Raw genomic sequence first — 21197 nt, 5'->3', positions numbered from 1 at the left:
CAATATAGCAGGAAATAATTTATGATATTTTGGGTACGTATTTGTCTGGTAACATTAGTGTCAGCAGCATTTGGCTTCACATTTCATGTCTTATATGGAAGAGGATGGGTTTTAGACTACATGGATGCTGCAACTAAAGCAGGTAGGATGGATGGTCTTTTGCAGGAACCTTATCCTGTTTATATTGTAGTTATAGCTGCTTTAACTGCTTTAATCCCGACTCTGGGTAAAGTGTTTATTTGGTTATTTATTCGAGAGAAGCTACCTGGAAAAAATCTTCTAATCAAAGGAATGTGGTTTACTGTAATAATGATGATTGCTGACAGCGATTTGCTGCGTCAGTCTATAATGAATCTCCTTATAGGGATGCCTATAGATGTATGGTTTGTATACAGCGCTGAGCAGTGGATTATAGTACCAACTATGTGTTTTCTAATTGTTGCGCTATCTCCTAAGAATGAGGAAGGCTAACATGCTGTTTTTTATGATGTTACAACCCTATCAGTTAATAAATTCAATTCAAAAATGTTTCTGAATGGAGCAGGATTTTGGGGTAGGTCAAGCGTGAAGATCCGCCAGTTTGGGATAATTGGGGTAAAGCCAAGGGCAGCAGGAAGGGGAGATAATCCATGAGAAAATATTCCCTATCGTACGCTTCCGTACCATTGGACCTCAAACCCAGACTACTACAAAATATTCTTAACCATATCCAGCAGTAAAGAACTCCCCCCCATCTCAGTAAATCTATCTACACCGTGTGTACGCATATAGATAACCGATTGCCTCCACATGACAGGTTTATTAATATGCTCAGAGAGGTTTTTTATTACAGAGGATACGGTATACGGACAGGCCGTCCTATTGGAGATAACTGATATCGTGGGCGATGAAAATGAAAAGTCTTGTATATATTCCCCGAATTTTATAGCTGCGGAATTTAACATCGTACTATGAAAAGCACCACTCACTCTCAGTACAACATATTTAATTGCATAGTTATCGTAAAATATCTCTTCTGCCTGTTTAATACTCTCAATCGGCCCTGATATCACCATTTGTAAATCGGAGTTAATATTAGCTATCGAAATATCAAAAAGATTATTCTCCTCAAGGATTTGAGCCACTTCTTCAGCATTCAGACCAAGAACAGCAGCCATACCTCCCCCCTGACTTTCAGACATCAGCAAGGCTCTTTTTTTTACCAGACGCAATCCTGTTTCAAAGTCGAATACACCGGCGGCATGTAATGCATTAAATTCGCCAAGAGAATGACCCGCTAGAAATAATGGTAACGCCCCAGACTCATCAATATATCGACGATAATACAAAGCATTAACTGTATATAAAGCTGGCTGAACGTAAAGGGTGTTGCTAAACCGATCCGCAGGATAATCCAGAAAAAAATCACGAATACTAAACTCAGCAATTTCTTCAGCATCTGCCACTAATTTGGGGTAGATATCAAATATCGGAGCCCCCATGTCTGGACGCTGCGCCCCCTGCCCCGGAAATAAAATTGCATGATGTGATGCCATGTATCGCCCTCTTTACTGTGGTGGTGCTATAAAAATAGGTAATCTTTCCTATTTTAGTTCGGAAAATGGCCCCTCCGTAGGCCATAGTTCATAGATGTCTAAGCCTCTGAACTGCTCGTTACAAACATATCAATCAGGCCGTTTATAGATTTAATATTTTTTAACTCAGTACGTGGGATTTTTATTTTTAACTCTCTCATAGCACCTGAGACAACGGAAACTATGTCTAAGCTGCTTGCGCCATAGTCTGCCATTGATTTTTGCAAATCAATGTCATCTTCCTTGATACCATCGACAGAATTAATAATGTGTTTTTTCACAATATTAGCAATATATTCTCTATCCATAACATCCTCTCTTATTTATTAATAAAAATTTATTCTTCTCTGTTCCAAACAAGCTCAAACAACCATGACTCCCCATTGAGAAATATACCATCCGTGGATTTAAGAATTAACTTATCATACTCAAAAATAAAGTATCGGCGAAATTCAGTGCCAATTTGATTGGGAATTTTGCTATTTTCAATAAAATGCGTGACGATGTTTTTATCGTGATTCACATCGTAATGGCCACAATATGTTTCAAATTTAGGAAAATCTGCCACGATCTGTTCTGACGGGATAGCACGAATATCCTCCGTGCTAAATTGAGTTCTTTTACCTGATGCAATAAACACCATCATATATTGTTCGGTATAGGTCAACATACCAAACGGTTCACTACCTATAGGATAAATATGTATACCTCCACTGTTACCAACACAGGACTCAAGTTTCCATCGGCCAAGAAATGAGTTACCTTTGGAAATAGACATGATTAATACCTTTTAGGTTAAAGTAACGTGAATAATACCGAGCGATATATGAGTTAACTCGGAGTAATATTCGTGATAGAGGAGATTCTCCCTCATTATTTCTCGACAAAATGAGTTTCAATCATTTCGATCCACTTGGTAAAGTTGTCAGTAAACATCCTGCCATTATCAACGGTGATGACCTGACCACGCACGGCATCCATTAATCCGCTGCAAAGAGCTACACTTACATTGCCAACAGCCTCAGGTTTGACAATGAAATCTGGATCAAATTTTCGAATAAATGTTTGTGCTTTTTTACCAAAAACCAATTCAAAGGCTTCTGTATCTACCACACCAGGTGAAATGCAGTTAATAATGATATTTTCCCGTGCACCAATGTATTTAGTTAATGTTTCCAATACCGCTTTCGATGCCGCAACATAATCATAGCCTGTTATATGGCAACTACGATGTCCTTCGGAAGTAATTGCAACTACATAACCAGGATATTGAAAAAAATATTGCTTAATGCAATCTATATAAGTGACAAGTGGCCAGGCGTTGTGTTCAATACTATCAAGCAGCCCCCTAAATTTATAAGTATCTTTAAATTGGGGAGCAAACGCAGCATTGAGAATAAGAATATCGATTCTTTTGTTTTCTTGAGCAATGGTTTCAATTAGCCGTATGGTTGTGTCTTCATCACTGATATCCGCCTGAAGGAAGATTGGACGATTGATATATTGAGAAAAATAGTTTTCAACTTCATCTAAATTGTCTCCCCAAAAATAAGTGCCATATACTTTTGCTCCCGCCTTAACAAAGCTTTCAACAGTAGCCCGCCCGATACCTTTCGTACCGCCAGTTACCAATACGGTCATTTCACTAAAGTTATTCAGCATATCTAACCCGTGTAATTGTCTTGTATTTGCTGTTCAATATTGCTTTGATTAAATGCAATATGGTGCATAAACGCCTCTATGGTGCTTGTTTCCTCTAGTGTTTTTCGTCTGTCGATAGACATGTATTTTTTTAATAACTCCAAGCTATGGCGTGGTTTTTCAGCAATGGCTGTAGCCAATTCAATGGCTTTTTCCATGACCGTGGCGCGAGGCAAAATATAATTGAAACAACATTTTCCTTTCAGCTCACAGCCTCTAAGATAGTTATCGGTGACCATCATTTCAAAACCGGTATAGTAACCAAATGCCGCCTTACTCATGGCGGTTGATCCCATCCCTGGGGTGAAACCCATGTTCATAAATGACATGCCATAGCGGCTCTCTTCCGCCGCGACTAAAATATCCGCATATAAACCTAAGACTAATCCCCCACCTGTAGCACTGCCTTCCATCGCAGCAATAACTGGGATCGGTATATTCAGAAAGTTCTTGAGGTGATTGGCATACTCATGCTCAATATTAGTTTTGTAGTGTGTGATTAGGCTTTGTAAAAACGCCTCGGTTCCACCGGTACAAAATATATCAGGCAATCCGACTAAAATAAGTACTTTAATGGTTTTGTCTTTCTTTATCGTGTCGATAATACCATGCAACTGTAAACAGAATTCATCATCAATGGCATTATTGTTGACTGGATCGTTAATATGCATAAAAACGATGCCTTCATCAATTTTTCTTAAATAGAGTTTTTTCATATTTGTCATCCGCATATTCATCATTAAACAACTTGATGTTTTCTAAATACTGACATATTTTTTCTATGGTCTGAGAGTCATTTAATTTTTTCACCAGAAGATGTCCACCTAAATCCAGCCTTTCGTCGAAAGAATGATGTTCCGTCAACAGTAACTTACTTTCTTTTATAGCGGATGTTGGAATGCGAGATAGCTTCTTACTCATAACTTGAATATCTTGGTCTAAGTTTTCCAGTATATTTACCTGATCGATTAAACCCCATTTTAGGGCTTGTTTTGCCGAAATAACACTTGAACTCCATACGAAGTATTTAAGATGATGAGGCCTAATACGTTCAAGTAAGCAAGACATGGCTATTGTTGGTGTAATTCCAAATGTGACTTCTGGCAAACTAAAAGAAGCAGTATCGCTCGATAGAATAAAATCGACGACTGACAGTAAGGCAATTCCCCCCGCGATAACATTTCCTTCAACCTTAGCTAATACTGGCTTATGGCTACTCCTTACCATTTTTAGGATAGTGCAGAACTGTGACACAAAGTTGGCGTCATAATCGGTAGAAATATACGTAAGATCCATACCCATACTAAAGTAGGTAGGCCCGCCCGTAAGCACAATAACGTTATAGCGCTCGTTATTTAGCGCAGAGATAAAGCGGCTTTCGAAGTCGGCTAATGAATTGGGATTAAATTTGATAGGTACAGTGACATATTCATGCATAGCGATAACTCCGTAAGTGGTTATCAATACGCTCAAGAATAAGGAGCCCACTCCCGCTGTAATGTTGTGTATACCAGTCCTGTAAGTTGTCCCTGTCTAAGCTATAGTCTTTACCTTGCATTTGTGCACTACGCGCATTTTCCAGTTGCTCGTATGCCGCTATATCCAATATTTTCCGCTGGGCAAGCAATATGTCCAATGCCGTACCTTGCTGTTGCGCAATCTCTAACGCTTGATCCCCGACCTGCATACTGAAATACTCAGCACAGGACCCTGAACCATAAGAGTAGACCCCAATTCGATCACCTGGTTGAAGCTCTGGTGCTTTTACAATCAGTGAAAATAGGGAAAGAAAAATACTGCCACAATAGGTTGCCCCTATTTCTTGCGAATAATATAGAGAAGGCATAACTTTTTGTTTAAATAAAGTAGCTAATGCCTCTTTTCCAAAGAGCCCTTGGAGTTCTAATAATATTTTATGTGCTTCTTTACTAATTCCAGGGAAAGGGACGTGGTATAAATTATAATTGAAGTAGGCACTCTCTCGAGCATCAGGTGTCTGTTTACAATATTCCTCGAAAGCATTTTCGAGTCCATCCATATAAGAGAAAAGACTGGCTTCTACATCGAAAGCGACCTCTTTCCAAGGAAGAGGACGAATAACATCCGTCACTTCATGAGTATGAATACCCGATTTCCCCGTTTCAATGACCGCAAAAAGAGGATTATTTGAGATAAGCAAGGCAATAGCCCCAGCGCCAAGGCTATACTCCATCTTTCCGTGGCAAATCATGTTATTACTGATATCCACATTGATCAATAGCACTTTCTTACCGTGATTAAGACCGGATGATATCCATGACTCAGCCATTTTTAATGCCGCCGCTCCGGCATGGCAGGCAGATTTCAGTTCAAAAACACGGCAAGTCGCAGGCAGTCTCAAATAGCGGTGCGCCCAAGTACTTATAGCCTTTTCCTGGTCTAAGCCTGACTCTGTTGCAATAATAAATAAACCAATATCCGAACGGTCCTGATCGTTGAGCATATCTTTGGCACTATTGACTGCAAGGGTGACCGCATCTTCCCACTGTGGTACTAAACTGCGCTTTATAACCATTAAAGATTCTTGAATGTATTTGTTGTCTCCACCACGTGCTTGTGCCAATTCAGATAACTTCAGCGCCAAGCTACTTGGGTAGATACGGATTTTTTCAATACCAATATTATTCATTAAGGTATCCCGAAGTTAATAAACCCAGTCAATGCCACCGGTCACACTGAAAACCGCGCCGTTTACATAACTACTTTCTTTAGCTACAAGAAATAAAATGACCTCAGCTACTTCACTGGGGGAACCTAGCCTTCCCACTGGCGCATGTTGAGCAAAAAAATTCTTAATACCCTTAATGTCATTTCCAATAATTTCGGTATCAATTAAGCCTGGGACAACAACATTGGCCGTAATACCGAAACGTCCATATTCCTTCGCCGTTGTTTTAGTTAACCCGACCAAACCGGCTTTTGATGCAGCATAAGCCGCTTGTCCTGATGACCCATCTTTAGCGAGGGAAGATAGAGTGACAATGCGCCCATATTTATTGGCAAGAAATAAAGGCAAGAAATAACGAATGAGATAGAACGAGCCACTTAAATTGGTATTAAGTACTAAAGCCCAATCTTCATCAGTCATCGAAACCAAATTGCCAGGTAAATCTATCCCGGCATTGCAAATAACCGCATCAAAATTGCTAAAATCGGCGAGAAGGCAGTCACCTACTGACTCTACTGCGCCGCTGTCGGTAACATCGAGTTCATAAGCGCGACATAATTGTTGTGGGAACTGTGCGGCGGCGATATCAAGAAGTTGTTGTGCGCCATCCCTATTATTATAGTAACTAAAACCAACATTCCAGCCTTTGCCTAAAGCCGCAATGACCACACTCCGTCCAATGCCACTGGCACCACCGCTGATAAAAAGGTTCATGCTAACCATGGTATCGACCAAATAAGCTAGCGCTGTTAATCCCACCCATACCAAAAGAATTGTTTAGAAAAATATTAACTTCTTTTTTTACATTCCCAAAGGCACAAACATTTAATTCGACCTCGGGATCAAGGGTTTCGATATTATGTGATTGGTGGAATTCACCCTGCCTCATTTGCCAAATGGCTATCGCGGCTTCCACGCCACCAGATGACCACATCGTGTGCCCCAGCAAGGATTTTGGGGCATTGATAATCAGTTTTTCCGCATGCGTACCAAACACTTTTTTAATTGATTTTAATTCTACAATATCCCCTAATTTAGTAGAGGTGGCATGCGCACTGACATAATCAACTTGCTCTGGGGAGATATTGCATTTCTTTAGGACATCTTGAATAACCCGAACTTGCCCTTCATGAGAGGGATCGCCTAAATGGTTGGCATCAGAGTTAACATTGGCACCAAGAAGCTCAGCATAAATTCTAGCTCCCCGATTTTTGGCATGGTCTATTTGCTCAAGTATTAAGACTGCACCGCCTTCAGACGGCAGGAAGCCACTGCGATTTATGTCATAGGGACGACTGGCTTTGGTGGGAGTATCTTGATACTGGCTATAACAGATAGCGTCTAAAATCGTCAGCGAATGTAACATCATCGGGTGGAAAGAGGCCATTGGGCAAACAACGGCCATTACCTGTTTTTTTTCTACTGTAATTGCATTGATTGCCGCCTGAATAGCAATGTTCCCCGTAGCACAGGTGCCACCAACCAGATAGGCTAATCCTTTGGTATTTAATACCTGGGCCACAGAAGATGAATGGTCCGTATCAAGCGAATTTAACCCGGAAAAAGCATCAATAAATTCGGGTTCATCAGAGAAAATCTTTTGCTGATCAAGTAAATATTTATCAGAAAGGTTATGGCCCCCACAAATGACTCCGCAATCAAAAGGGTCAATAATTTGTTCAAATAACCCAGCGTCTAACCAGGCATCCATTGCCATCAATACTGAAAGTTGGACACCTGTGTTAGTTTGTTTAAAGACCTTCTCCGCACGGGCAAGCACGCTTTCTGGGATACGGTTTCTAAACGAGTGCAACTTGCTTTTAATATCATACTCAGGTAGCTGGCCGCCAATCTTTGAATAGATGTTGCTGGTATCAAAATTGCGCCAGTAACCAATGGCTGATTTTCCAGATAATAAATTATTGCCCACGAGATCTAATGTGTCACCAATGGGAGTATTAATGGCAATGCCTGTAACAACGATACGATCAGTAGACATAAAATTCTCCTTTTCCGATGGTTACGATCTGATCGTTAACCGTGATTTGAACAATGGCAGTGGCTATAAATGAGTCGTACTCTGTAATGCAGCAGCGAATAGTCATTAATTCACCGGGGTGTACTGCAGACAAATGAAAGACATCATAGACTCGAGTTCCCACCGCGTTAATAATATTATCCTCTACTGGTGGTATAGCCGTTTCATTTAACAGAAAATACATCAAAATAAGCGCGGTTTGAAACATGCTCTCTTGTTGCAATACACCTGGATATATAGGATCATTGGGGAAATGACCATCAAATACTGGGTTTTTTTCGTCTACTCTTCTTATTGCTTGTATTAACCTGAGCTCCAGATTGATCAGTTCCACATTGTCTACCATAAGAAATGGCTCACGATGCGGTATCATTTTTTTAATGACATCTTGTCCAAATGATGAATTCAACTCATTAGTAACATCGTTATTAAATAACAATTTCGTTTTTAAATTATTTAATTCAGTATTTTTCATATTTAAACATGGCCCATAAAAAGTGTTTGCCATCTGAACTTTACTTATATTTATCACGAAATTACTAGCCATTAATTTATGAGACATACTCCGCACGTCAGATTTTAAATCTTCTATAATATACACACCATAAACTTCAACTTAAATTGAATGTATCTTTAATTAAAAAGATAAAATATATCATCTAAAATCAATTATTAAATATAGCTTTTTTTTACATTCCCGTGATTAATCTGATAGATGATTTTTAATTCTCCACCTCGGGTGTACCATTCTCATTAAGGTCGACTAAATGTATCACCTACATGCCTGCCATCAATGACCGTTTCGCCAAGTGAACTAAAATATGCTCTCCAAAATAAGACCGCTTCTTCAGCATCTTCTTCGGAGGAAACGTTCTCTATTTCAAACACTTCGGAAATCTGAGGGTTCTGACTAACTTGCCAATCATGTAATATCTGATCTGGGCAAAGTTCTATCTGCTGCAATAAATACATTTCATGTGTTGGGATCGACTCGCACACATAATCAATGAACAGGCTATAATCGCGTGTCCCACAGACGCCATAAATGTGATAACAACCAGTACTTACCATCATATCGGCTCCTTTCTATTTAGTCACATCATAGTCATCTGCAATTCATATCCTACTTAAGAGATTATCGATAACTGGTTTAATAGAAAGTATATACAGTGTATTCAAGAATGCTAGTTGCATCCATAGATGCTGTAAAAGAGTCATTTTCTATTTAAATAAAACACAATTAATTGAAATAATTAGTTATTTAAGTTGTTTATTTGTTTTTTAAATAAGAATTATTGATGTTTTTTTTGGGAGAAAACTCAACTCCCCACTAACTACAATTGATTATGTCGATTAATTCTGTAATTATGGTATTTAACACTGAGATATGTTTTTTACCATAAGAAATATTTCATATTAATATAACGGGCTGTGAAAATCATTTTCCCTAGTCTAGGGTATAGGAACAGTAAATTTCGGTGAATATGTAGGGTGTGAGTATTTTAAACTGTCATGTTTGTTTTAATTTTTGTTTTTAAATAAAAATTAACTGAAGTTGCCATAAGTGTATTTTTAAGGCAATGGCATGTATCGAGTTACACTCTATAAAAATAGGTATTACATGAAAAAAACAATATTGATAACGGGGGCGCTTTCTGGGATTGGGAATGCGGCGACTAAGCTATTCTCTGAAATGGGCTATAATGTCGTGTTTTCAGGTCGCCGACCCGAAGAAGGAGAAGTGATATTAAATTCCCTCAAACTCATTAATAAAGACGTACTTTATGTTAATGCTGATATGAATAGTGAATCAGATATAAATCACCTTATCGAGATGACTCTGGAGCGATTCGACTCGTTGGATGTAGCTGTAAATTGTGCAGGCACGGTAGGTGAAACTGCAGAGATCCAAGCCGTAACCCAAGATAACTTTCATTTGGTATTCAATACCAACGTATTAGGTACTCTGCTGGCGATGAAATATCAAATTCCTGTGATGGTGGAAAGAGGAAAAGGTAGCATCATCAATATATCTTCAATTGCTGGTATCGTTGGCCTTCCTAACACTGGGATTTATGTTGCAAGTAAACACGCAATTGAGGGATTGACCAAAACAGCAGCTCTGGAAGTTGCAACTACTGGAGTTAGGGTTAATTCGATTTCCCCAGGGCCCGTAGAAGGAAAAATGTTTGATCGTTTTTTAGGCCATAGTGAAAACAATAAAAAGACATTTATAGAAATGATGCCAAACAAGCGTTTTACCACTCAGGAAGAGGTTGCACATACTATTGTTTTTCTTGCAGAAGATAACGTGACAGCTATTACTGGACAAACGATTACGATAGATGGTGGATACACAGCACAATAAGAAGAAAAGGCTTTTGTTGCAATAAGTGAAAATCAGGAGTGCGGGGGCTTCTGTCGCATTAAGGTGCAGAAAGGTAACATGCTGTTTTTTTAATGTTGCCTATTGCCATTCAGTCAAGTTATCTGCCAATCCAATAAACCGTGGAGGCTTTAATGACGACAACCCTTGATATTCTCAATAGTGCTAAAGACCTGGATCCTGCTGAGTATCGCGCGTTTTTTCTTCAAAGCAAGGCGCCCCTATTTTACGATCTGCGATTTCTTATCGCGGCTGAGCAATCACCGTTGTTAAACGTCAGTAAAATTTTCTATTTGCTTGCGCGAGACGAGGGGAGGCTGATTGCGCTGGTCCCGATTTATCTTCAAGAATTTCGGTCCGTTGATCCGTTAGGGTTATTGGTTTCCTCCACTAAGCTCTCGGTAGGATCTGAAGAGCGCGGACTGTTTAGTCATATTATACATTGTACGGATACCACGATACCGACGTTAAGTCACGACCCGAGTCTTTACGCACGAATATTCGATGCTATTACGGCTATCGCACAGGCTGAGCAGGCACGTTATTTCTGTTTTCTCAATGTACAGGATGGTGTGCTCTTGCGTGAGGCTCAACGTAATGGGCTAAATATAAACTACATGGCGGATAAATTTTCAATCGAACTGGATGCTTTTCCGGATTTTGACAGTTTTGTGCAGCCTTTGCCCAACTATGGGCATTACGAAATGATACGCCAGCTTCGTATCTTCAACCACAGCGATGCCAAAGTTCGAATACTTGCTCCTCCCTTTGATAATGAAATTGAGAAACTGGCCCGGTTGTATCATTTGACCACCAAACGGCTGGGGACGCCCTATTATTGGCCAGAATCACAATTGGCTGTTTTTTGCCATTTTTGCGGCGATTTGGTTCGCCTTATCGTCGTAGAACAGAACGGGCAAATTGTCAGCGGCTTTATCTGCTTCGAGGAAGACGGCGCTCTCCATGTCTGGTCGGCCGGCATGGATTTTGAGAGTTCCGATTTCAGCCCTTACACCTTGGGTGTGTCTGCCGTGTATCGCTATGCATTCGAAAGAGGAATTAATCTTATCGAGTGCGGCCGCTTGAATTCCCACATCAAGACTCACTTGGAGTTCAAACCGAAACGACTCTATTCCATCGTCAGCCAGGATCTGGGAATATCCGCCGCTACGCAGACTTCTCGGTCTCTACTGAAGCTGGCATCGCAACTGGATGGCGAGGTTCGTCTTGCTTCGCATCCCGCCTTTGATGAGTGGTATCTCACCAGCGTCTGGAATGGTCGAGGCCCAACACGTAGACCTGCTGGAATAGTACGCGCTGCGACTGAGGCCGATGTGATTCGCGCGGTTGTATTTGCCAAGGAGCGAAGCATGGAAGTGAGCGTGCGTGGAAGTGGGCACAATTACTCCGGTTGTTTTCTTCGCGTTGATACGCTGATGTTGGACATTTCCGGCTTGAAGGGACTTGATATCGATAGCCGGCGCAAACGCGCCATCGTTGAACCTGGGGTCAGTAGTGGTCAATTGAGTCATGCACTGGCGGCTAAAGGTTTGGCTTTTCCGACAGGGCATGTAAAAGAAGTGGGTATCAGCGGATTCCTGTTGGGGGGAGGGCTCGGGATCAACTGTAGCCAATGGGGAGGAATGAGCGTATTCAACGTACAAGCCTTGGACATTGTCACCGCAGACGGTCGTTTACGACATGTTTCCGAAACCCAGGAGCCAGACTTGTTCTGGGCCGCTCGTGGCGCTGGACCCTGTTCGTTTTTTGTTGTGACCCGTTTTTATCTCAGTTGCTACTCATTGCCTCGGGTAATAACCAACAGCTCATATACGCTACCTTTCACGCATTTGCACGATTTATTGGCGAGACTTGAAGACGCATCTCCCCCTACAAATCTTCAGGTGATGATGTCTGTCAGCCCCCCGACATCGGGTGGCACACCAACAGTGCTGTTAAATATTTTGGCGTTTACCGATAGCCCGCAAGAGGCGCAAGCGCTACGCGAATCTTTTGAAACCAGCCTAGAGCTGCCACTTACAGCCTTGGCCATCAATCAGCCCTCAAACTTCGAGGCCATTTACGAGCAGTTCAACAGCATGGTGGTATCAAAAAGGTTTTATGCCGACAATATCCTTACAGATAACACGCAAGAATTGGTTTCCATCCTATCCCGGTATTTATCAGACGCGCCGTCCCGGAGTACCCTTACAACGATTCTCTGGCGGGGTGTGACCACCTATCCGCAAGCAGCCTTTTCGGCACACGGCAAGTTCTTTGTATCGACCTACGCACAGTGGGATGATGCAAAAGATGACAGTGTCAATCAATATTGGTTAAAACGGATGTATGACGAGCTTCAGGAGATTGCTCGTAGCAGTTATATCAACGAGTACGATCTTGAGACAAGGGCGGGCGAGACCAGCATGTGCTTCGCCGCAGAGAACTGGGAGAAACTGCAAAGACTCCGGCTTGAATACGATCCTGACGGCGTATTTGTTGAGGTGCAACAGTTGGAGGAGCATGGCGATCAGCCAGGAGCGAACAACTAAATGGAATGTCAGCGCCTTGGTCCACCGCTGGGTTATCCGCCTGGTGCCATTACTGGATAAGGCGTTTCGCCGACATAAACGCTAAGGAGGTCGTCTGTGGAGCATGGATGAAACCTATATCAAAATCAAATGGCAGTGGAAATATCTATACCGGGCGGTGGATACTTCAGGCCAGACCATCTACTTCCTGCTGACCACCAAACGTAATGCTGCAGCTGCATTACGTTTCTTTAGCAAGGCCATTAGACACCGCGATGAACCTGAAACAGTGACCATCGATAAAAGTGGCGCCAACACGGCAGCGCTGACAAACTAAAAGAAGAAACCATTACTGTTAGGCAGAACAAGTATCTGAATAACCTCGTTGAACAAGATCAACGGAATATCAAACGCCGTATACGACCCATGCAGGGATTCAAATCGTTTCGGCGGGCACAGACGATATTGGGAGGTATTGAGTTAGTTCACATGATACGTAAAGGGCAACTTCAGCATCCTACCGGAGGGGGATTATCACCGGCAGAACAATTTTATCTGTTGGCCGCCTAAATAACCGACAACGCAACTTTTGCCAACTTCATATCACTAATGCGACAGAGCCGTTTTGTTGGGTATCAAGATAGCCGTGCGCCATATCATAACGAATATGCTTAATATCCGTTTCAGTGACGGGCTTATTATGACGACCCCCCACACTTTCCATATTGTGAATAGCCATGGCACCAGCGATAGAATCCCCCCTAGCCACACCATTGGCTAATATGGCATAGCGATCGCCTTTGCTGGCTAAAAAATCATACATCGGGCCGGGGTCTTTACTCTCCTTATTTGCTTCTAATAATTGCCGGGCGCAGACCAGATCGGCGGCATTAAGTTGTAACTTACCTGCATTGCTATTTTGCTGTAGCATAATTATCTTCCTTAACGTTTAATATGCGATAAAAGAAATTGTTGAGTACTGCTAACAATGGCTCTCCATTGCGGTAATTTCTCTACTGTAAAAATGACTTCAACCAGTGAGCCTATTTCTGGCATCACAAAACGGGCCTCACAGATATAATATCTTTTCTCTAACGGCAGCCACTGACAGTCAAATACCACCGGCACTTGCCCGTTAACTTCTGCCCAGTAATAACCATTAATCGTCTTATCAAACCAATAAGGGCTATTCCTATCCTGTGGTTCTGCCCGGAATAATTTTCTGGTGGCTTTAACAAAAAACAGCCCTAATTCATTAATATAAACAACCGGATCAAAGGTTTTATTCTCGTATTTTCTAAGTCTAAGATAGGCATCGCGCATAAAAGCAACATCAGTATCAGATCGTCTATACGGCTCGACGCTGATTGCTAATCCCTCAAACCTCAGCCCCTGTTTATACCATTTCGATTTATCCCCCGGTTGCATATCCGGCCAACTGGCGATCATGGGTAAAGAGGTAAAATTGGCATCGCAGCCTTTTTTATTTTTAGTAAAGCCAGGCGTCCAGGAACTTTTCCCTTCATATTCTGCCCAGTAGATAATATATTCTTTAGGCACTTCCATTACATGACCATTAAATTTACCACAAACAAAACCGGGGCGGTTTTCGGCAAAACTGAGTGGTGACATTAGCAGAAAAGCCATTATCAATAATGTGACAAAATATCTCAATCGTGTTTTATCACATAACAAACTACTCATATTTATCTTAGGGAACATAATTATCTTCCTTAACGTTTAATATGCGATAAAAGAAATTGTTGAGTACTGCTAACAATGGCTCTCCATTGCGGTAATTTCTCTACTGTAAAAATGACTTCAACCAGTGAGCCTATTTCTGGCATCACAAAACGGGCCTCACAGATATAATATCTTTTCTCTAACGGCAGCCACTGACAGTCAAATACCACCGGCACTTGCCCGTTAACTTCTGCCCAGTAATAACCATTAACATCCTCATCAAACCAATAAGGGCTATTCCTATCCTGTGGTTCTGCCCGGAATAATTTTCTGGTGGCTTTAACGAAAAACAGCCCTAATTTATCGATATAAACAACCGAATCAAAGGTTCTATCATTCTGTTTTCTTAGAAAAAAGTCACGCTTATAGGTGATATCGGTATCGGATCGTTTAAATGGCTCGACGCTGATTGCTAATCCCTCATACTCCAGCCCCTGTTTATACCATTTCGATTTATCCCCCGGCTGCATATCCGGCCAACTGGCGATCATGGGTAAAGAGGTAAAATTGGCATCACAGCCTTTTTTATTTTTAGTAAAGCCAGGCGTCCAGGAACTTTTCCCTTCATATTCCGCCCAGTAGATAATATATTCTTTAGGCACTTCCATTACATGATCATTAAATTTACCACAAACAAAACCGGGGCGGTTTTCGGCAAAACTGAGTGGTGACATTAGCAGAAAAGCCATTATCAATAATGTGACAAAATATCTCAATCGTGTTTTATCACATAACAAACTACTCATATTTATCTTAGGGAACATAATTACCTTCCTTAACGTTTAATATGCGATAAAAGAAATCCTCTAGTAGATGTGGATATTTCCTTACATTGCGGTAGTTTATTTTTATGAAAAGGAAAATTAACCGACGATTGTATCTTTGGTAAAACAAACACAAGCCAGCAGTCAGGATAACATCTCATTTTTGGCATGTGATGGCATTTGATAATAATTGGCACTTAACATAACTAAAATATAAATAATTACGAATCATAATAAAACCGCCCGATTCAAGTAATTCAAAAAAAATCGATATAAGTCAGCACCTACGCAGTTAAATAGATAAAGTGAAAATAACGCAAGTGTAAAAATAAAACAAGAGATAAAAATAAAACAACAGAGCAGCAATAAATATAAAACCAGGGTAATAAATAATATGAATATAATAAAAAAGGCGCAATTTAAATACGCGCCTTTATATTATAATCGAGAGTTATTGATTAACTACAAAATCTTAACCACATCCAGCCAGCCATGCTGACCGCACACCGGGCGACCATTCAACCAACGGCGCACCATATCCAGCGCCAGCATCGCACTGCTTTCCTGGCGAATACGCAGACCATGACGGCTGGCCTGATAACGTACTGTTTGAGCAAATGTTCCTTCAGGGGTATACAGAGCCACGCTCAGGTGATCATTTTGCATAGCGCCGACCGCCAGCACCACTTGCGCACCGCACAACATAGATAACGATTGTGCACGGCAGGCAATCTCGTCTAATGTCTCCTGACAATGCGCCGGTAGCAATTCACCGCCCGCCAATGGCACACCAGCACTCTGCAACTGCCAGTTCATCAACCCGCCGGTAAATTGTTCGCTCACCGCCAGTAGCAAGCCGCGTTGGTTCAATTGCTCAGCTAACAATGCCGGCAACCCTCGCGTACCTTCAAATAGGGTGCTATCTCCCGCCACTTCCCTCACCTGCTGCCATACCTGTTCCATCGCCTGATGTTGCGAGGCAGGACCGGTCAGCTTCAATTCAATAATCGGCGCAGATGAACGGTAGCCTAACACCGCCCCCTCAGGGAGTCGCAGTGGGTCCAGTTCCTGTGCCAAATCACTTTCCGAGCGGCCAAAAGTGGTCATACGTAAGCATAATGGGGGTTCGGCCACATCAAAATGTTGGCGTAAACGTGGCATGATTTGCTGTTCAACCATTACTTTAAACTCTGATGGCACGCCGGGTGTGAAGAACATCAGGCACTTATTTAGCCGTAACGCGAAACCGCACGCTGTACCTACTGGGTTATCCAGCATTTCAGCATTAGCCGGAATATGTGCCTGTTTACGGTTAGTCGCCGACATCACCCTGCCGCGCTCATGGAAGAAAGCCTCCATACGCGCGATCCATTCCGGGTGTTCAACCAGCTCCGTTCCGGCGGCGCGTGCGGCGGCCAGAGCGCTCAGATCATCACTGGTTGGCCCCAGCCCGCCGTTGACAATCAACACATCAGCAACCTGACTGCGTTCGGTCAGCACTTCTATCAGTGCCGAAAGTGAGTCACCGACCGTTTCCCTACTGCTGATTGGCAAGCCTTGATTAAATAAATAGTCAGCCAGCCATGCCGCGTTGGTATCGATAATCTGCCCATGCAGCACTTCATCTCCGGTACTCAACATCTCAACTCTGATCATTTTTTTCTCCGTCAGTGCTTATATATTCACTTTATGAATCTGATTACATAAACACAACGTTTATCTATTATCTGAATAATTAACCCCGATAAAAGTCGACTTTTCAATACACCAACAAACGTAACTATAAGTTTACACCTTGCGTAACGTCCATTTGACACAAACAGGGCAATCCACTACCCTGCTGCACTCAATAATTCCAATAAATTGTCATGTAGTAGAGGAAAGCGTGAAGAATCGCACTCTGGGCAGTATATTTATCGTTGCCGGCACCACTATTGGTGCAGGTATGTTGGCGATGCCATTGGCAGCCGCAGGCGTGGGTTTTGGTGTCACACTTGCATTGCTTATTTCTCTTTGGATATTAATGTGTTACACCGCTTTACTGCTAGTTGAAGTTTATCAGCATGAAGCGGCAGATACCGGGCTTGGTACTTTGGCCAAACGCTATCTTGGCAACCGGGGCCAATGGTTGACTGGTTTCAGTATGATGTTTCTGATGTATGCCCTGACTGCTGCCTATATCAGCGGCGCCGGTGAATTACTGGCAACCAGTATCAGCCAATGGACGCAACAATCGTTTCCGACCTCACTCGGCGTATTACTGTTTACACTGGTCGCGGGCGGTGTGGTCTGTATCGGCACCCACTCAGTCGACTTATTCAATCGCATCTTATTTAGCGCCAAAATCATTTTTCTGATTGTGATGCTGGCACTGATGATGCCACATATCGAAAAAACCAACCTACTGACACTGCCGCTGGAACAAGGGTTGGCACTGTCCGCTATTCCGGTGATATTCACCTCATTTGGCTTCCACGGCAGTGTGCCGAGTATCGTCAATTACATGGGCGGTAATATTCGCAAGTTGCGCTGGGTATTTATTATCGGCAGCGCCATTCCGCTGGTTGCCTATATCTTCTGGCAGTTGACCACGCTAGGGGCTATTTCCTCTCATACCTTTGTCGGTATTTTGGCGCAACAGGCGGGTTTGAACGGCTTATTACAAGCGGTACGCGATGTCGTGGCCTCACCTCACGTTGAGCTGGCAGTACACCTGTTTGCAGATCTGGCGCTGGCTACCTCATTCCTTGGTGTGGCCTTAGGGTTGTTCGATTATCTGGCCGACTTATTTAAACGTCGTAATTCAGTACGAGGCCGCCTGCAAACAGGGGTTATCACCTTCACCCCCCCGCTGCTGTTTGCGCTGTTTTACCCGCGTGGCTTTATTATGGCATTGGGCTTTGCTGCGGTGGCGCTGTCAGTTCTGGCATTACTGCTGCCTGCAATGCTGGCGTGGAAAGCCCGTAAGGTCCATCAAGGGCACTATCGGGTCTGGGGTGGGAAACCAGCACTGGCTGCGGTATTTGCCTGTGGTGTGATGGTCATTGCTATTCAAGTGGGGATAGTGACTGGCGCATTACCGGCTGTCGGCTAATACCCTCCCCAATTAAAAGGGCGCATATCCTGTCAGGAATGCGCCCTTTTTTAATCAAATATTACTCATGTATTATCCAAAGTAATTGGAGTCGCAGGTAGGCAGCAAGCGAACGCATCCCAATGAGCTTACACAAGTAAGTGATTCGGGTTCGCAAGCGAAGCTAACACCCCTGTGGCTTCAAGAACGAAGGATAATCAAAATGCTAAGCCAGCGCCGATATACACGCCATCCGCCACACGGTTATCCCGATGTCCGTCTTTACCTTTCATATTGATATAGCGGTAACCGACATCCACGGTTAACGGGCGGAATACACTCCAGCGCAAGCCACCGTTAGCTTCGCTATAGGATTTCATGCCACTGGTCAGCTCTTCCGGGGCGAAATAACCTTCACCGTACAGAGTGAACGATTTGTTGATCGGATAGGTTAACCCACCGCCAATCGCAATTGCACCACCGCTGCTACCGTCTTCCGGTGACATATAGATACCCTTGCCACCGACTGTTGCCATCATTGGGCCGAGGGGGAGGTTGAAGCCCAGCCCCAGTCCGTAGACATCACCATCGTGCTCACTACGTGCCCAGTTACCATTGATAGCCAAACCGCCAGTGTTGGTGCCCATGCCAAAACCTAAATTAGTGTAATCACTGCCGACTTCACCATTAAAACTCACGGCACTGGCGGAACCCGCCACAAACAGCAGGCTGGCTGCACACGCGATTAAATGCTTTTTCATATTTTTCTCTCGTTATTCGTGATGTCACCCGTGAGCAAACTCTGGCCGACAGGTTTTTCCTGTCCGAGTTTAACCGAAAAAAACAGCATAAACATACCAAAAACCGATTAAATACCACAGTAATTCAAATGATTGTAAATATTTAAGCTATAGGTCCGTATTATGCTAACAATAACAACGATAAGGTATGCCTATTTGCTGAATACAACCAATAAGGCTACAACTAGTGTGGAGATCAAAGAATAACCCCTTGTTGTTGTTTAAATTATTATTTTGTCAATCAGGCTTTTGGCGCGATGTAATGCTGTAAAACACCTAAGAAAGCAATCAATTCAACAGCCATACTGGAGAAAATGATGAGCAAAAAGAAAGGATTAACTACTGCCGCGGGCGCACCCGTTGTTGATAATAATAATGTCGTTACTGCGGGCCGACGTGGACCAATGCTATTACAAGATGTGTGGTTTCTGGAAAAACTGGCCCATTTCGATCGTGAAGTGATCCCAGAACGCCGCATGCATGCTAAAGGCTCCGGTGCCTACGGTACCTTTACTGTTACCCACGATATTACCCGATATACCCGCGCAAAGATTTTCGCAGAAATAGGCAAACAAACCGAAATGTTTGTCCGCTTCTCAACGGTGGCTGGTGAACGTGGTGCTGCCGATGCCGAACGTGATATTCGTGGCTTCGCCATGAAATATTATACCGAGGAAGGGAACTGGGATTTAGTGGGTAACGATACGCCGGTGTTCTATCTACGTGACCCGCTGAAGTTCCCTGACCTGAACCACGTGGTTAAACGTGACCCTCGCACTAACCTGCGCAACCCTATTTATAAGTGGGATTTCTTCTCCCAACTCCCTGAGTCTCTGCATCAGTTAACGATCGATTTCAGTGACCGTGGTCTGCCAAAATCTTATCGTCATATGCATGGGTTCAGCAGCCATACCTTCAGTTTTATCAATGCCAACAATGAGCGTTTCTGGGTTAAATTCCATTTCCGCTGCCAGCAAGGCATTGAAAACCTTATGGATGATGAGGCTGAAAAACTGGTTGGAACTGATCGGGAAAGCTCCCAACGTGACCTGTATGACGCTATTGAGCGTAAAGACTTCCCGCGCTGGAATCTACAAATTCAGGTGATGCCAGAACATGAAGCCTCACAAACACCTTACAACCCGTTTGATCTGACCAAAGTGTGGCCACACGGCGATTACCCACTGATTGATGTTGGTTTCTTCGAACTGAACCGTAACCCGGAAAACTACTTTGCCGAAGTTGAGCAAGCGGCATTTAATCCAGCTAACGTGGTGCCGGGGGTGAGTTTCTCCCCTGATCGGATGTTACAAGGCCGGCTGTTCTCCTACGGCGACGCTGCACGCTATCGCTTAGGTGTGAACCATCATCAGATCCCTGTCAACAGTGCTAAATGCCCGTTCCATAACTACCATCGCGATGGCGCAATGCGTGTTGATGGTAACAGTGGTAATGGTGCAACTTATGAGCCAAACAGTTTTGGCCTGTTCCAGGAACAACCTGATTTCAGCGAACCGCCATTAACACTGGAAGGCGCAGCAGATCACTGGAATCACCGTGAGGATGATGATTACTTCTCCCAGCCACGGGCGTTGTTTAACCTGCTGAGTGAAGAGGAGCATCAGCGGATGTTTACCCGCATTGCCGGTGAGTTGTCACAAGTACCGGAAGAGATTCAGCGCCGTCAGGTGGCGTTGTTTACTCAGGTTCACCCGGATTATGGTGATGGGGTTAAAAAGGCGCTGGGGCTAAATTAGCATTATTATTGTAACCGATTAGGTGATCAGCTCAATTGATGGTTGCCGGCGATCAGGTTCGGTTGTTAAAGCACCGAGTTAACAACCGAACCCTGTCACCTAATCGTCTATCAACCGAACCCG

Annotated in this window: 20 protein-coding genes and 2 pseudogenes; 6 read left to right on the top strand and 16 right to left on the bottom strand. The window is 43.1% G+C overall.

From position 1 onward, the window contains the following. Positions 1-21 precede the first annotated feature (21 nt). Complete coding sequence (locus V2A84_RS04020) at positions 22-471, top strand: hypothetical protein (protein ID WP_083158295.1); 450 nt, start codon at positions 22-24, stop codon at positions 469-471. A gap of 215 nt (positions 472-686) precedes the next feature. Here the strand turns inward: V2A84_RS04020 and fabD are convergent, their stop codons facing one another. From fabD to V2A84_RS03965, 11 genes are all read right to left on the bottom strand, one after another. Then, positions 687-1535 carry an ACP S-malonyltransferase gene (fabD, locus tag V2A84_RS04015; RefSeq protein WP_083158294.1) on the bottom strand — a complete coding sequence of 283 codons (849 nt, stop codon included), beginning with the start codon at positions 1533-1535 and terminating at the stop codon, positions 687-689. 98 nt (positions 1536-1633) lie between these two features. Continuing rightward, on the bottom strand, positions 1634-1882 hold the full coding sequence (locus V2A84_RS04010) for an acyl carrier protein (RefSeq protein ID WP_083158293.1): 249 nt from the start codon (positions 1880-1882) through the stop codon (positions 1634-1636). Between the two features lie 29 nt (positions 1883-1911). After that, the gene (locus tag V2A84_RS04005; protein WP_083158292.1) at positions 1912-2352 is read right to left on the bottom strand and encodes a lipocalin-like domain-containing protein; all 441 of its coding nucleotides are present in this window, start codon (positions 2350-2352) and stop codon (positions 1912-1914) included. 95 nt (positions 2353-2447) lie between these two features. Continuing rightward, positions 2448-3236, bottom strand: coding sequence for an SDR family oxidoreductase (locus V2A84_RS04000; protein ID WP_372569369.1), 789 nt, complete (start codon positions 3234-3236; stop codon positions 2448-2450). A gap of 2 nt (positions 3237-3238) precedes the next feature. Next, the gene (locus V2A84_RS03995; RefSeq protein ID WP_442848621.1) at positions 3239-3991 is read right to left on the bottom strand and encodes a polyketide synthase; all 753 of its coding nucleotides are present in this window, start codon (positions 3989-3991) and stop codon (positions 3239-3241) included. Then, a complete protein-coding gene (locus V2A84_RS03990) occupies positions 3963-4712 on the bottom strand; it encodes an enoyl-CoA hydratase/isomerase family protein (protein WP_442848620.1) in 750 nt (249 codons plus the stop codon). Before V2A84_RS03990 ends, V2A84_RS03995 begins: the two co-directional genes overlap by 29 nt. Beyond that, a complete protein-coding gene (locus tag V2A84_RS03985) occupies positions 4705-5943 on the bottom strand; it encodes a hydroxymethylglutaryl-CoA synthase family protein (RefSeq protein WP_083158288.1) in 1239 nt (412 codons plus the stop codon). The genes V2A84_RS03990 and V2A84_RS03985 overlap by 8 nt, the downstream gene beginning before the upstream one ends. Before the next feature lie 15 nt (positions 5944-5958). Continuing rightward, positions 5959-6696: an SDR family NAD(P)-dependent oxidoreductase gene (locus tag V2A84_RS03980; protein ID WP_083158287.1), complete on the bottom strand. Its 738-nt coding sequence runs from the start codon at positions 6694-6696 to the stop codon at positions 5959-5961. 1 nt (position 6697) lies between these two features. Then, positions 6698-7981 carry a beta-ketoacyl-[acyl-carrier-protein] synthase family protein gene (locus V2A84_RS03975; RefSeq protein WP_083158286.1) on the bottom strand — a complete coding sequence of 428 codons (1284 nt, stop codon included), beginning with the start codon at positions 7979-7981 and terminating at the stop codon, positions 6698-6700. Then, entirely contained in the window at positions 7971-8495 is a 525-nt protein-coding gene (locus tag V2A84_RS03970; protein ID WP_083163538.1) for a 3-hydroxyacyl-ACP dehydratase FabZ family protein, read from the bottom strand. Before V2A84_RS03970 ends, V2A84_RS03975 begins: the two co-directional genes overlap by 11 nt. A gap of 278 nt (positions 8496-8773) precedes the next feature. Continuing rightward, positions 8774-8992, bottom strand: a complete 219-nt coding sequence (locus V2A84_RS03965; RefSeq protein WP_050691900.1) for a hypothetical protein — start codon at positions 8990-8992, stop codon at positions 8774-8776. Positions 8993-9641: 649 nt separating this feature from the next. On the opposite strand from V2A84_RS03965, the gene V2A84_RS03960 reads away from it, so the two are divergent. The 3 genes and pseudogenes from V2A84_RS03960 to V2A84_RS03950 form a co-directional block, all read left to right on the top strand. Beyond that, positions 9642-10388 carry an SDR family NAD(P)-dependent oxidoreductase gene (locus V2A84_RS03960; protein ID WP_442848619.1) on the top strand — a complete coding sequence of 249 codons (747 nt, stop codon included), beginning with the start codon at positions 9642-9644 and terminating at the stop codon, positions 10386-10388. A gap of 152 nt (positions 10389-10540) precedes the next feature. Next, positions 10541-12958: a GNAT family N-acetyltransferase gene (locus tag V2A84_RS03955; protein ID WP_083158285.1), complete on the top strand. Its 2418-nt coding sequence runs from the start codon at positions 10541-10543 to the stop codon at positions 12956-12958. 19 nt (positions 12959-12977) lie between these two features. After that, positions 12978-13507 (top strand): annotated as a pseudogene (locus V2A84_RS03950) (IS6 family transposase); the annotation flags it as partial. Between the two features lie 52 nt (positions 13508-13559). Here the strand turns inward: V2A84_RS03950 and V2A84_RS03945 are convergent. The 4 genes and pseudogenes from V2A84_RS03945 to V2A84_RS03930 all read right to left on the bottom strand — a co-directional run. After that, positions 13560-13868 (bottom strand): annotated as a pseudogene (locus V2A84_RS03945) (hypothetical protein); the annotation flags it as partial. A gap of 11 nt (positions 13869-13879) precedes the next feature. Beyond that, entirely contained in the window at positions 13880-14584 is a 705-nt protein-coding gene (locus tag V2A84_RS03940) for a hypothetical protein (RefSeq protein ID WP_372569901.1), read from the bottom strand. Positions 14585-14670: 86 nt separating this feature from the next. Continuing rightward, positions 14671-15369 (bottom strand): hypothetical protein, encoded by a 699-nt coding sequence (locus V2A84_RS03935; RefSeq protein WP_442848331.1) that lies wholly within the window; start codon positions 15367-15369, stop codon positions 14671-14673. A 537-nt stretch (positions 15370-15906) separates the two neighbouring features. Beyond that, the gene (locus tag V2A84_RS03930; RefSeq protein WP_083158283.1) at positions 15907-17100 is read right to left on the bottom strand and encodes a nicotinamide mononucleotide deamidase-related protein YfaY; all 1194 of its coding nucleotides are present in this window, start codon (positions 17098-17100) and stop codon (positions 15907-15909) included. Positions 17101-17329: 229 nt separating this feature from the next. Here V2A84_RS03930 and tyrP point away from each other — a divergent pair, with 229 nt between their 5' ends. Next, the gene (gene tyrP / locus V2A84_RS03925; RefSeq protein WP_083158282.1) at positions 17330-18538 is read left to right on the top strand and encodes a tyrosine transporter TyrP; all 1209 of its coding nucleotides are present in this window, start codon (positions 17330-17332) and stop codon (positions 18536-18538) included. Positions 18539-18735: 197 nt separating this feature from the next. Here tyrP and V2A84_RS03920 read toward each other — a convergent pair whose 3' ends face one another. After that, positions 18736-19278, bottom strand: a complete 543-nt coding sequence (locus V2A84_RS03920) for a YfaZ family outer membrane protein (RefSeq protein WP_442848618.1) — start codon at positions 19276-19278, stop codon at positions 18736-18738. 356 nt (positions 19279-19634) lie between these two features. Here V2A84_RS03920 and V2A84_RS03915 point away from each other — a divergent pair, with 356 nt between their 5' ends. Then, positions 19635-21074, top strand: a complete 1440-nt coding sequence (locus V2A84_RS03915; protein ID WP_193784627.1) for a catalase — start codon at positions 19635-19637, stop codon at positions 21072-21074. Positions 21075-21197: the final 123 nt, after the last annotated feature.

It is taken from the genome of Yersinia sp. 2553 StPb PI (assembly GCF_052217105.1).
Classification (GTDB): Bacteria; Pseudomonadota; Gammaproteobacteria; order Enterobacterales; family Enterobacteriaceae; genus Yersinia; species Yersinia enterocolitica_E.
The sequence above is the reverse complement of the archived record's forward strand: the minus strand, read 5'-3'. Positions and strand labels throughout refer to the sequence as shown.